We start from the raw sequence: 12,913 nt of genomic DNA, 5'->3' as shown, positions 1-12,913 counted from the left end.
GGACGAGGCCATGCGCCTGAAGATTTCGCACCGTACCGAATACCGCTACGACGCACCGGTGTCCTACGCGCTGCAGAGATTGAGGCTTTTCCCCCGGAGCGGCCCCACGCAGACGGTGGTCGAATGGTCCCTGTCCGCCGAGGGCGCCAAGGAGGAAGCGCGTTTCATCGACGGTTTCGGCAACGACACCCGGCTGATGAGCATGGAAGGCGGGCGGCAGGCGATCCTGATCGAGGCGGCCGGCATCGTCGAGACGCGCGACACGGCCGGCGTCACCGGCAAGCACGAGGGACTGGCCCCGCTCTGGCTGTTTCGCCAGCAGACCCCTCTCTGCACCGCCGGGCGCGGCGTCACAGCCCTGGTCAGGGCTGTGCCCGAGGGAGAGGATGTCGAGCGGCTGCACGGACTGATGGCGCTGGTGCGCGAGCGGGTCGCCTATGTGATCGGCGCCACCGACGCGGCGACGAGCGCCGAGGAGGCGCTGGCGGCCGGCGAGGGGGTTTGCCAGGACCACGCGCACATCTTCCTGACCGGCGCGCGGCTGATGGGCTTTCCGGGCCGCTATGTCAGCGGCTATCTGCGCATCGACGACCGCGACGAGCAGGTGGCGAGCCATGCCTGGGCCGAGGTTCATGTGGAGGGGCTGGGCTGGGTCGCCTTCGATTGCTCGAACGGCATCTCCGCCGACGACCGCTATGTGCGCGTCGCCAGCGGGCGCGACTATCGCGACGCGATGCCGGTCATGGGGATCAGGCTCGGCCAGGCGGAAGAAGCGCTTGCGGTTCAGATCAGCGTCGAGCAGTAATCTCCTGTGACGAATCTGCGAGGGGCGCCGCCCGAATGACCTATTGCGTCGGATTGAAGATCGATAGCGGTCTGGTGTTCATGTCGGACACCCGGACCAATGCCGGCGTCGACAATATCTCGACCTTCCGCAAGATGCGGTGCTGGGAAACGCCCGACGACCGCGTCCTCGTGCTTCTTTCGGCCGGCAATCTGGCGACGACCCAGGCCGTGGCAAGCCTGCTCGACGAACGCACCAAGGCGCCGGACGAACGCACCTCGTCCATGCTGGAAACGCCCTCCATGTATCAGGCCGCCCGCCTTGTCGGCGATACGGTGAAGGAGGTCATCCGCCAGTCGGCGCCGGTCGGCCAAAGCGCCGACGCCTTTGGCGCCTCGTTCATTCTCGGGGGCCAGATTCGCGGCATGGAGCCACGGCTGTTCCTGATCTACCCGGAAGGCAATTTTATCGAGGCCGGCGAGGACACGCCGTTCTTCCAGATCGGCGAAACGAAATACGGCAAGCCCATCCTCGTGCGCGCCCATGATGCGGCGATGAGTTTCGAGGAGACAGTGAAATTGCTTCTGGTGTCCTTCGATTCGACGCTGAAATCCAACCTATCGGTCGGCCTGCCGCTCGATGTCCTGTTCTACGGCCGCGACAGCTTCAAAGTCGGATACGAAAAGCGCATCGATGCGGACGACGCCTATTTCAAGACCATCTCAGACGGATGGTCGACGGCGTTGAAAACCGCCTTCAAGAGCCTGCCTGACTTCACGCGCTGACGGCGCTATATGCTGAGGCCGGCGGTTTCCCTCAGGCTCACGCCGGTGATGCGGTAGGTGCCGTCCGCCTGGCGCTCCAGCGTGTAGAGCGCCTCGTAGTTCTTGCCGTCCGTTCCCGTGGTCAGGACACGCTGCATCACGGTTGTCCCGTTCGGTTCCCGCGCCGCGCCGAAGGCATAGTCGCGCGGCCGGTAGACCGGCTGGTAGCTGCCGGTGACCATCCCCATGAACCGCTCGAGCGTGGGAAACATCCGCTTGATGCTCGGCGCCGCATAGGAATAGGCCCGCTCATTGTCCCCGGCACGGAACGCCTCCAGTTGCGCACGGATGGTGGCTTGCGCGGCGCGGATTTCCGCCTCGCCGGCGAAAGCGAAAACGGCCTGAAAGCCGAACAGGGCGGCCAGTGCCGATAGCGGAAGCAGGATGCGCATGGTCACGTTCTCCTTCGACGATGATGTCTCCTTGCCGGCGCGAAGCCAAGATGTCGTGCATTCACGCCTGCGTGAAGGAGCTACGTGGGCGCGCAGCGAAAAGTTTCGCGCGGCGGAGGAGGGGCTGCTCCATGCGCCGCCGCCAGTCAATGGTTGCAGGATTTTCGTTTTTGCCCAATGATGACAAAAACGAAAAGGCTTTTGCATGAACAGTGCATTCCTCGCGCCACGCCACAACGAGATTCTGTCGCTCGCCAAGGAGCACGGACGCGTCCTCGTCGACGATCTCGCGGCTCACTTCAATGTCACGCCGCAGACCATCCGCCGCGACCTGAACGAGTTGTGCGACCGGCGGCTCTTATCGCGCATCCATGGCGGCGCGCTGCTGCCCTCGGGCATCCAGAACGTGGAGTATGAGGCGCGGCGCAAGATCGCCGCCGAGGAGAAGCGCGCGATCGGCCGCGCCGCGGCCGGGCTCATCCCCGACAGGGCCTCGCTCTTCGTCAACATCGGCACGACGACGGAGGCGGTGAGCGACGCGCTTCTGGACCATGAAGGATTGATGGTCATCACGAATAACATAAACGTTGCCAACAGGATGCGGGTTTATCCTTCCTTCGAGGTGATCATCGCCGGCGGCGTGGTGCGCGGTTCGGATGGCGGCATCGTCGGCGAGGCCGCGGTGGATTTCATCCGCCAGTTCAAGGTGGATTACGCCGTGATCGGGGTATCGGCCATCGACCAGGACGGCGCGCTTTACGATTTCGACTTCCGCGAGGTGAAGGTGGCGCAAGCGATCATCGCCAATGCGCGCCATGTCATCCTCGTCTCCGATTCCACAAAATTCGACCGCGGTGCGCCGGTGCGCATCGGGCATATATCGCAGGTGCATACCTTCATCACCGATTCCTGCCCGGCATCCTCGGTGCGTGCCCTGTGCGCCGAATCCGGCGTGCATCTGATCGAGACCGCCGCCTAACGAGGATTTTCGTTTGACATTCGTTATTCTTTCAAAATAATTCTTTTCATCGCCCGACTGTAGCCGGACCGGCGTGGTGCGTCCGGTCGGCCGGGGCGAGGGAGGAACGATTGCCCGTTTCAGCCGTCCATGCCGCCAGGGATCACGACGATGATCCGGCCGAGCTCCTCGATGTCTTCGTCATCGGCGGCGGCATCAATGGCTGCGGCATCGCCCGCGATGCCGTCGGGCGCGGCTACAGGGTCGGCCTTGCCGAGATGAACGATCTGGCGAGCGGCACGTCTTCCGGCTCCACCAAGCTCATCCATGGCGGCCTGCGCTATCTGGAGCACTACGAGTTCCGCCTGGTGCGCGAAGCGCTGATGGAGCGCGAGGTGCTGTGGCGCAACGCGCCGCATATCATCTGGCCGATGCGCTTCGTCCTGCCGCTGCACAAGGGCCTCAGGCCCGCCTGGCTGATCCGGCTCGGCCTTTTTCTCTACGATCACATCGGCGGCCGCCGGCTTTTGCCGAAGACACGCACGCTCGACATGCGCAGCGATCCCGCCGGGCGGCCGCTGAAGGCGGCCTATCGGCGTGCGTTCGAATATTCCGACTGCTGGGTCAACGACGCGCGTTTCGTCGTCCTGAACGCCCGCGACGCCGCCGAGCGCGGCGCGGATCTGCGCACCCGCACAACGGTCGTCTCGGCCAGCGACGACGGCGGTTTGTGGACGATCCGCATGCAGGATCGCGCCACCGGGACCATGGAGACAGTGCGCGCCCGCTATCTGGTGAACGCGGCCGGGCCCTGGGTCGACCATGTCATCGCCGGCGTGCTCGGTCAGAACGACGTCGAGAACGTGCGCCTCGTGAAGGGCAGCCACATCGTCATCCGCCGCAAGTTCGACGATCCGCGCGCCTATTTCTTCCAGAACGCCGACGGCAGGATCATCTTCGCCATCCCCTACGAAGAGGATTTCACCCTGATCGGCACCACCGACCAGGACTATGACGGCGACCCGCAGGATGTGGCCATTGGGGAGGACGAGGTCGCCTATCTCTGCGCCGCGGCCAGCGAGTATTTCACCGAACCGGTCGCGCGCGACGACATCGTCTGGACCTATTCCGGTGTCCGACCGCTGTTCGACGATGGCGCGTCGAAGGCGCAGGAGGCGACGCGCGACTATGTGCTGAAGACCGAAAACGGCCAGGCCGGCGCACCGATGCTGCACGTCTTCGGCGGCAAGATCACCACCTACCGCCGCCTGGCCGAGGCCGCGCTGGACAAGATCAGCGAGGCGCTTGGAAGGAAGGGATCGCCCTGGACCGGAACCGCGCCGCTGCCGGGCGGCGATTTTCCCGCCAACGGGTTCGCAGACGCGGTCGGAGCGCTGCGGCGAGACTATCCTTTCCTGGAGGCCGCCCATGCCCGGCGGCTGGTGCGTCTCTACGGGACGCGGGCGCGCCGGCTCCTTGGCGCGGCGAAAGACCCCGCCGATCTCGGCCGTCACTTCGGCTCGGACCTCTATGAGGCGGAGCTGCGCTATCTGGTGCGGGAGGAATGGGCCGTGACCGGCGAGGACGTCCTGTGGCGGCGCACCAAGCGCGGCCTCCACCTGACCGCCGAGGCGGGCGCCGCCGTCGATCTCTTCATGCGTGGTCTCAGCGCCTCGGATGCGGACGCGACGGAGACGGGAAGCACGAAAGGGGGACGTCGTGCTGGAACTGCGTGATGTGTCCAAGGTCGTCTCGGGCGAGGCGCATATCAGCCATGTGTCGCTGACCTTCGCGCCGGGAACGCTGAACGTTCTGCTCGGGCCGACGCTCGCCGGAAAGACCAGCCTGATGCGCCTGATGGCCGGCCTCGACAGGCCGACCGATGGCAGCGTCTGGATGGAGGGGCAGGACGTCACCGGCGTGCCGGTGCAGAAGCGCAGCGTCGCCATGGTCTACCAGCAGTTCATCAACTACCCGGCGATGACCGTCTACGAGAACATCGCCTCGCCCCTGCGGGTGGCCGGTGTCGACCGCGCCACGATCGACCGGAAAGTCCAGCATGCCGCCGAGCTCCTGCACCTGACGCCGCATCTGCGGCGCACGCCGCTGGAACTGTCGGGCGGTCAGCAGCAGCGCACCGCGCTCGCCCGCGCCATGGTCAAGGAGGCGCGTCTCGTCCTGCTCGACGAGCCTCTCGCCAATCTCGACTACAAGCTCCGCGAGGAACTGCGCGCCGAGCTGCCGAAGATCTTCGCGGCGTCCGGCGCGATCTTCGTCTACGCGACGACCGAACCCAGCGAGGCCCTGCTTCTGGGCGGCCACACGGCTGCGCTCAGCGAAGGGCGCGTCACGCAGTTCGGCCCGACCATAGAATTGTTTCGCGAACCTGCCGATCTGATCACCGCGCAAACCTTCGCCGACCCGCCGCTGAACACCGTGGCCGTCGAGAAGAAGGGCGCGGCATTCGCGCTTGATGGTGGGCTGGTCCTCCAGGTGCCTGCTCGCTTGAGCGGCATGGCCGACGATGCATATACGCTCGGCTTCCAGCCACACCATCTTTCTTTTCAGCCGCGCACCGCCGACGCTGTATCGGTCGAGGCGCGGGTTTCGGTGACCGAAATCACCGGCTCTGAAAGCTTCGTGCATCTGGATTTCGCCGGTCGGCGCTGGGTGATGCTCGAGGAAGGAATTCACCGGCTCGAAGCGGGCGAGACGGTGCGCGTGTTCCTCGACACGCGGCACATGCTCGTCTTCGACAGCGGGGGCCGGCGGATTTCCGCCAACGGCGCCCTGGCGGCATAGGAGCGGAGCGGATGGCGCGTATCAACCTCGACGACATCCGCCACGCCTACATGGCCTCGCCAAGGGGCGACGGCGATTTCGCGCTGAAGCGCGTCCATCACACATTCGACGACGGCGGCGCCTATGCGCTGCTCGGACCCTCCGGCTGCGGCAAGACCACGCTGCTCAACATCATGTCGGGTCTGCTCAAGCCCACCGAGGGGAAAATCCTGTTCGACGGGCGCGATGTCACCGGCCTGTCGACCGAGGAGCGCAACATCGCGCAGGTGTTCCAGTTCCCGGTGGTCTACGACACGATGAGCGTGCGCGACAATCTGGCCTTCCCGCTGCGCAACCGCGGCGTCGCGCCCGACGAGATCGAGCGGCGGGTCGCCGAGATCCTGGAGATGATCGGCCTTGCCGACCGTGCCGGGCAGAAGGCGAGGGGCCTGACCGCCGACGACAAGCAGAAGATCGCGCTCGGCCGCGGCCTCGTGCGCTCGGATGTCAGCGCCATCCTGTTCGATGAGCCGCTGACGGTGATCGACCCCCACATGAAATGGGTGCTGCGCTCGCAGCTCAAGGAACTACACCGCCGCTTCGCCTTCACCATGGTCTATGTGACGCACGACCAGACCGAGGCGCTGACCTTCGCCGATCAGGTGGTGGTGATGAACGATGGCGAGATCGTCCAGATCGGCACGCCCGAGGAGCTGTTCGAGCGGCCGAACCACACCTTCGTCGGCTATTTTATCGGCTCGCCGGGCATGAATGTCATTCCCGTCGATGTGGAGGGCACCACCGCCCGTATCGGCGCGCATCGGGTCGCCCTGCCGGGTGGAGCCGCGATCGACGCCGGAGCCCGCACGGAACTCGGCGTGCGTCCCGAACATGTGCGCATCGGCAATCAAGGTATTCCCGTGCAGATCGACCGCGTCGAGGACACCGGCCGGCGCAAGATCGTCCATGCCCTGCTCGACGGGCGGCAGATCGCCGCCATCGTGCCTGAAGACGCGGGCGTGCCGGCGGAGCCGCGCGTGACGTTCGACGCCGCAGGCATCAACCTTTATGCGAACTCCTGGCGCGTCGCGCTCGGGCCGGCGGAGGAAGGAGCGCGCCCATGACCAAGACCTGGAACAACCGCGCCTGGTTCCTCGTCCTGCCGGTGCTGCTGCTGGTGGCCTTCAACGCCATCATCCCGCTGATGACGGTGGTCAACTACTCGGTGCAGGAGACGTTCGGCAACAATCTGTTCTTCTTAGAAGGCACCAAATGGTATCAGGACGTGCTGACCTCGTCGCGCTTCCATGCCTCGCTGCTGCGCCAGTTCACCTTCACCTTCATCATCCTGGCGATCGAGATTCCGCTCGGCGTCGCCATCGCGCTGACCATGCCGCGTTCCGGTCCCTGGGTGTCGGTCTGCCTGGTGCTGATGGCGCTGCCGCTGCTGATCCCGTGGAACGTTGTGGGCGCCATGTGGAACATCATGGCGCTGCCCGACATCGGCCTGCTCGGCTACGGGCTGAACAAGCTCGGCATTCCCTACAATTTCACGCGCCAGCCATTCGCAGCCTGGTTCACGGTCGTGCTGATGGATGTCTGGCACTGGACCTCGCTGGTGGTGCTGCTCGCCTATGCCGGCCTGCGCTCGATCCCCGAAGCCTATTACCAGGCGGCCAAGATCGACGGCGCGTCGCGCTGGTCGGTGTTCCGCTACATCCAGCTGCCGAAGATGAACCGCGTGCTGACCATCGCCGTGCTGCTGCGCTTCATGGATTCCTTCATGATCTACACGGAGCCCTTCGTGCTCACCGGCGGCGGCCCGGGCAACGCCACCACCTTCCTGTCGATCGACCTGGTCAAGGCGGCGCTCGGCGAGTTCAACCTCGGCATCGCCGCTGCCATGAGCATCATCTACTTCCTGATAACGCTGCTGGTGAGCTGGATCTTCTACACGCTGATGATGCGGGGGGACGAGCAATGAGACTGACGAAATGGCTCGTGCCGACGCTCTACATCGTCTTTCTGCTGCTGCCGATCTACTGGCTGGTCAACATGTCGTTCAAGACGACCAACGAGATACTCGGCGGCTTCAGCCCATGGCCGAAAAACTTCACCACCGACAGCTATGTGGAGATCCTGACCAACCCGGTCTGGTACAACGGATACATCAGCTCCATCAGTTATGTGCTTATAAACACGGTGATTTCCGTGTCTTTCGCTTTGCCGGCGGCCTACGCGTTTTCGCGCTACCGCTTCCTCGGCGACAAGCACCTTTTCTTCTGGCTCCTGACCAACCGCATGGCGCCGCCGGCGGTCTTCGCTCTGCCCTTCTACCAGCTCTATTCGGCCATCGGCCTGTTCGACACGCCCTGGGCCGTGGCGCTGGCGCACTGCCTGTTCAACATCCCGCTGGCGGTCTGGATCCTGGAAGGCTTTATGTCCGGCGTGCCGAAGGAAATCGACGAGACGGCCTATATCGACGGCTATTCCTTCCCGCGCTTCTTCGTAAAGATCTTCATGCCGCTGATCGCGAGCGGCATCGGCGTCACGGCGTTCTTCTGCTTCATGTTCTCATGGGTCGAGCTGCTGCTGGCGAAGACGCTGACCTCGGTCGCCGCCAAGCCGATCGCCGCCGTGATGACGCGCACCGCGAGCACGTCCGGCTACGAGCTTGGCCTGCTGGCGGCGGCGGGCGTCCTGACCATCATCCCGGGCGCCATCGTCATCTGGTTCGTGCGCAACTACATCGCCAAGGGTTTTGCCCTTGGCCGGGTCTAGCAGGGAGGAACAACGATGCTCGATCTCACCTGGATGGCCTGGACCTGGCAGACGGCTACCTTCTTCATCGTCATCCTGGCGCTGCTCTGTGCCATGACGGCCTGGGAATGGGCAAGCCCCGGCGGCGGCCCGCGCCACGGCATACTCGGTCTCGACACGACGCGCGGCGACCGCTTGTTCATCTCGCTTCTGGGCAGCGCGTTCATCCATCTCGGATGGCTCGGAATGACGGATTTGCCGCTCTGGGGCGGCACGATCTTGTCGCTGGTCTACGCCTTCGCGGTGTTCCGCTGGGTCTGACCGACGGCAGAAAAACGCGGGGGTGCCAAGGGCATCCCGGCGAGAAGGTGGGTTCATCCCTGCATGAGGAATGGCAGGGGCGGTCACCGCAACCGCATTCGCGCAAAGCATGCGGAAACAGGAGGAGGAGTTTGAAATGAAAGCGCATTTGAAAGCATCCGTTGCTGCAATTGCTTTGCTCTGGCTGCCCGGCCAGGCCATGGCGGACATGGCGGCGGCGGAGAAATGGATCGACGCGGAGTTCCAGCCCTCATCGCTCAGCCGTGAGGAGCAGCTCTCCGAGATGGAGTGGTTCATCAAGGCGGCGGAGCCGTTCGCCGGGATGGAGATCAACGTCCTGTCGGAGACCATCCCGACCCACAGCTATGAATCGGAAACGCTGACCAAGGCCTTCGAGGAGATCACCGGCATCAAGGTCAACCACCAGCTGCTCGGCGAGGGTGAGGTGGTGCAGGCGGTCCAGACGCAGATGCAGACCAACCGCAATCTCTACGACGCCTATGTCAACGACGCCGATCTCGTCGGCACGCATTCGCGCCTGCAGAGCGCCGTCAACCTGACCGACTGGATGGAAGGCGAGGGCAAGGACGTGACCTCGCCGACGCTCGACCTGGATGACTTCATCGGCATCGCCTCGGGCACCGGACCGGACGGCAAGCTGTGGCAGCTTCCCGACCAGCAGTTCGCCAATCTCTACTGGTTCCGCAAGGACTGGTTCGACAGGCCCGAGCTGAAGGAGCAGTTCAAGGCCAAGTACGGCTATGAGCTCGGCGTGCCGGTCAACTGGTCGGCCTATGAGGACATCGCCGACTTCTTCACAAACGACGTGAAGGAGATCGACGGCGTCCGCGTCTATGGCCACATGGACTACGGCAAGCGCGCGCCGGACCTCGGCTGGCGCATGACCGACGCCTGGCTCTCCATGGCGGGCGCCGGCTCGAAGGGCCTGCCGAACGGCCGTCCCATCGATGAATGGGGCATCCGCATGGAGGAGGGGTCCTGCAACCCCGCCGGCGCCTCGGTCAGTCGCGGTGGCGCGGCGAACGGCCCGGCCGCCGTCTACGCCATCCGCAAATGGGACGAGTGGCTGCGCCAGTATGCACCGCCCGGCGCGGCCGACCTCGACTTCTACCAGTCCCTGCCGGCGCTGAGCCAGGGCAACGTCGCCCAGCAGATCTTCTGGTACACGGCCTTCACCGCCGACATGGTCAAGGCCAAGGGCGAGGGCAACAACACGGTCGACGACGAGGGCAATCTCCTGTGGAAGATGGCGCCGTCGCCGCATGGGCCTTACTGGGAAGAGGGCATGAAGCTCGGCTACCAGGACGTCGGTTCGTGGACGCTGTTCAAGTCGACGCCGGTCGACCGGCGCAAGGCGGCCTGGCTCTATGCCCAGTTCGTCACGTCGAAGACCATCGACGTGAAGAAGAGCCATGTCGGCCTGACCATCGTCCGCGACTCCACCGTCAACCATGAATCCTTCACCGAGCGTTCGCCGAAGCTCGGCGGCCTGGTCGAGTTCTACCGCTCGCCCGACCGCGTTCTGTGGACGGATACGGGCGTCAATGTTCCCGACTATCCGAAGCTGGCGCAGATCTGGTGGCAACAGATCGGCGACGTGAACTCCGGCGCCTTCACGCCGCAGGAAGCGATGGATCGCCTGGCGGCGGAGATGGACATCACCATGGCCCGCATGCAGGCCGCGGATGAAGGCGCCAATGTCTATGGCGGCTGCGGCCCGCGCCTCAACGAGGAGAAGGACCCGTCCGAGTGGATCGGCAAGGGCGGCGCCAAGGCGAAGCTCGAGAACGAGAAGCCGCAGGGCGAGACCATCGTCTACGAGGAAATCGTCAAGCGCTGGCAGTAGGGCCTTGCTTCGTGCGGATTTGACATAAAGATTGGGGCAGGGCGCTCGCCCCTCACCCTTACCCTCTTCCCGCCAGCGGGGAGAGGGAGACTTTGAGGTTGCGGCCATCCTTCCTTCTCCCCGCCAGCGGGGAGAAGGTGCCGGCAGGCAGATGAGGGGCGGCCGCGCGGAGAACTGAGACGGACTTGCCGGGAGGAAGCATGAACCGCCACATACTGGCGATCGACCAGGGCACCACCTCGAGCAGGGCCATCGTCTTCGACGGCAAGATGCGGGCCGTCGCCACCGGCCAGAAGGAATTTCCCCAGCATTATCCCGATTCCGGCTGGGTCGAGCACGACCCGGAAGACATCTGGAAGAGCGTCATCGCCACGGTCCGCGCCGCCCTGCGCAAGGCTGGGCTGAAGGGCGGAGATATCGCCGCGCTGGGCATCACCAACCAGCGCGAGACCGTCATCGTCTGGGAGCGCGACACGGGCCGGCCGATCCACAACGCCATCGTCTGGCAGGACCGGCGCACCGCGCCGCTCTGCGAGAATCTGAAGAAGGCGGGCCTTGAGAAGACCTTTTCGCAAAAGACCGGCCTGCTGCTCGATCCCTATTTCTCCGGCACCAAGATCGCCTGGATCCTCGACCGGGTTAAAGGCGCGCGCAAGCGCGCCGAGAAGGGCGAGCTGCTGGCCGGCACCATCGACAGTTTTCTGATCTGGCGGCTGACCGGCGGGCGTTCGCACGTCACCGACGCCACGAACGCCTCGCGCACGCTGGTCTACAATATCGAGAAGAACGTCTGGGACGACGCGCTTCTGGAGATTCTCGGCATCCCCAGGGCGATGCTGCCCGAGGTGAAGGACAGCGCCGACGATTTCGGCGTGACCGAGAAAAAACTGTTCGGGGCGGAGATTCCCATTCTGGGCGTCGCCGGCGACCAGCAGGCCGCCGTCATCGGCCAGGCCTGCTTCGAGCCCGGCATGCTGAAGGCCACCTATGGCACGGGCTGCTTCGCCGTGCTCAACACCGGCGAGACGCTGGTGCGCTCGAAGAACCGGCTGCTCACCACCATCGCCTACCGGCTGGGCGGCAAGACGACCTACGCGCTGGAAGGCTCGATCTTCGTGGCGGGTGCCGCCGTTCAATGGCTGCGCGACGGGCTGAAGGTGATCGGCAAGGCCGCCGATTCCGGCGCGCTCGCGGCAAAGGCCGACCCGACGCAGCATCTTTACCTGGTGCCGGCCTTCGTCGGCCTCGGCGCACCCTATTGGGATGCCGAGGCGCGGGGCGCGGTCTATGGCCTGACACGCAATTCGGGGCCGGCGGAGTTCGCCCGTGCGACGCTGGAATCGGTCGCCTACCAGACCCGCGATCTGCTCGACGCCATGCGCAAGGACTGGAAGGGCGGCGCCGATGCCACCGTGCTGCGCGTCGATGGCGGCATGGTGGCGAGCGACTGGACCATGCAATGCGTGGCCGACATGCTCGACGCGCCCGTCGACCGGCCGACGGTTCTCGAGACGACGGCGCTCGGCGCCGCCTGGCTGGCGGGGTCGCGGGCAGGGGTATGGCCGAAGGCGGCGCAGTTCGCCAAGGGCTGGTCGCTCGACAGGCGGTTCAAACCGCAGATGGATGAGGCGGAGCGCCGGAGGAGACTGAAGGGCTGGCACGACGCCGTGCGTCGCACGCTGTCGTGATGTCGCGAACGCCCGGATAGACTCTGTCCCGCTTACACAGGGTTTCCGGGCCGCTATACGGCTGAACCCTTCAGAGGTCGCCGCAATCGTCCGAAACGCCGTTCTGGACGCTCTTCACCACCGTTTCGCCCTCCAGTGCGAAGGATTCGCGCGTCAGCATCTGGTTGTCGGGAAAGTCGTAGCACACCGTGACCGTGATCGTCCCGTCTTCACCGCCGTCGATCTGGCGATATCGGATCGCGGCGCCCTCGGCGGCCGTTTCCCATTCATCGAGCGCGGCGATGAATTCGCCTTTCGTCTGCTCGATGCCCAGATCCTCGAGGACGACCAACGCGTTGTCGCTCAACAGCGCGTCGAACCGATCACGGTCGCTCGACGCCAGGGCCGCATACCAGGCGGCAATGACGGCGTTCTCCTCCGCCTGCACCGGCGCATGCAAACCGAGAAGGATCGCAAGGCACATGCTGAACCGCATCATCGTCATGGTTGTCCTCCAGAATCCCGATTGGCGCTGCCTCTGCATCGTTTGGGGGCATTG

At 64.9% G+C, this 12,913-nt stretch carries 14 protein-coding genes; 12 read left to right on the top strand and 2 right to left on the bottom strand.

The features are described from left to right. The first annotated feature begins 10 nt into the window (after positions 1-10). The gene (locus NA2_RS17610) at positions 11-805 is read left to right on the top strand and encodes a transglutaminase family protein (RefSeq protein ID WP_008598431.1); all 795 of its coding nucleotides are present in this window, start codon (positions 11-13) and stop codon (positions 803-805) included. A 35-nt stretch (positions 806-840) separates the two neighbouring features. Then, the gene (locus tag NA2_RS17605; protein WP_008598429.1) at positions 841-1,569 is read left to right on the top strand and encodes a proteasome-type protease; all 729 of its coding nucleotides are present in this window, start codon (positions 841-843) and stop codon (positions 1,567-1,569) included. 5 nt (positions 1,570-1,574) lie between these two features. Here NA2_RS17605 and NA2_RS17600 read toward each other — a convergent pair whose 3' ends face one another. After that, a complete protein-coding gene (locus NA2_RS17600) occupies positions 1,575-2,000 on the bottom strand; it encodes a DUF4864 domain-containing protein (RefSeq protein ID WP_008598427.1) in 426 nt (141 codons plus the stop codon). Between NA2_RS17600 and NA2_RS22030 the strand changes: the two genes are divergently transcribed. From NA2_RS22030 to glpK, 10 genes are all read left to right on the top strand, one after another. Next, positions 1,999-2,181 (top strand): hypothetical protein, encoded by a 183-nt coding sequence (locus NA2_RS22030; RefSeq protein WP_157188291.1) that lies wholly within the window; start codon positions 1,999-2,001, stop codon positions 2,179-2,181. The genes NA2_RS17600 and NA2_RS22030 overlap by 2 nt on opposite strands. Positions 2,182-2,205: 24 nt before the next feature. Further along, a complete protein-coding gene (locus NA2_RS17595; RefSeq protein WP_008598425.1) occupies positions 2,206-2,979 on the top strand; it encodes a DeoR/GlpR family DNA-binding transcription regulator in 774 nt (257 codons plus the stop codon). A 110-nt stretch (positions 2,980-3,089) separates the two neighbouring features. Continuing rightward, positions 3,090-4,694 carry a glycerol-3-phosphate dehydrogenase gene (glpD, locus tag NA2_RS17590; protein ID WP_008598424.1) on the top strand — a complete coding sequence of 535 codons (1,605 nt, stop codon included), beginning with the start codon at positions 3,090-3,092 and terminating at the stop codon, positions 4,692-4,694. Continuing rightward, a complete protein-coding gene (locus NA2_RS17585; protein ID WP_008598423.1) occupies positions 4,678-5,760 on the top strand; it encodes an ABC transporter ATP-binding protein in 1,083 nt (360 codons plus the stop codon). The genes glpD and NA2_RS17585 overlap by 17 nt, the downstream gene beginning before the upstream one ends. An 11-nt stretch (positions 5,761-5,771) precedes the next feature. After that, entirely contained in the window at positions 5,772-6,863 is a 1,092-nt protein-coding gene (locus tag NA2_RS17580; RefSeq protein WP_008598421.1) for an ABC transporter ATP-binding protein, read from the top strand. Next, complete coding sequence (locus NA2_RS17575; protein WP_008598420.1) at positions 6,860-7,723, top strand: carbohydrate ABC transporter permease; 864 nt, start codon at positions 6,860-6,862, stop codon at positions 7,721-7,723. The genes NA2_RS17580 and NA2_RS17575 overlap by 4 nt, the downstream gene beginning before the upstream one ends. Further along, entirely contained in the window at positions 7,720-8,520 is an 801-nt protein-coding gene (locus NA2_RS17570) for a carbohydrate ABC transporter permease (RefSeq protein ID WP_008598419.1), read from the top strand. Before NA2_RS17575 ends, NA2_RS17570 begins: the two co-directional genes overlap by 4 nt. A 15-nt stretch (positions 8,521-8,535) precedes the next feature. Further along, a complete protein-coding gene (locus NA2_RS17565) occupies positions 8,536-8,820 on the top strand; it encodes a DUF2160 domain-containing protein (RefSeq protein WP_008598418.1) in 285 nt (94 codons plus the stop codon). A gap of 136 nt (positions 8,821-8,956) precedes the next feature. Beyond that, a complete protein-coding gene (locus NA2_RS17560; protein WP_008598417.1) occupies positions 8,957-10,687 on the top strand; it encodes an ABC transporter substrate-binding protein in 1,731 nt (576 codons plus the stop codon). 200 nt (positions 10,688-10,887) lie between these two features. Further along, positions 10,888-12,375, top strand: a complete 1,488-nt coding sequence (gene glpK / locus NA2_RS17555; RefSeq protein ID WP_008598416.1) for a glycerol kinase GlpK — start codon at positions 10,888-10,890, stop codon at positions 12,373-12,375. A 70-nt stretch (positions 12,376-12,445) separates the two neighbouring features. On the opposite strand, the gene NA2_RS17550 is transcribed toward glpK, so the two are convergent. After that, on the bottom strand, positions 12,446-12,859 hold the full coding sequence (locus NA2_RS17550; protein WP_008598415.1) for a DUF4440 domain-containing protein: 414 nt from the start codon (positions 12,857-12,859) through the stop codon (positions 12,446-12,448). Positions 12,860-12,913: the final 54 nt, after the last annotated feature.

Origin of the sequence: Nitratireductor pacificus pht-3B (assembly GCF_000300335.1) — a bacterium.
In the GTDB taxonomy this organism is placed as follows: domain Bacteria; phylum Pseudomonadota; class Alphaproteobacteria; order Rhizobiales; family Rhizobiaceae; genus Nitratireductor; species Nitratireductor pacificus.
Note: the sequence above shows the minus strand (reverse complement) of the source record. Positions and strands in the feature narration are given on the sequence as shown.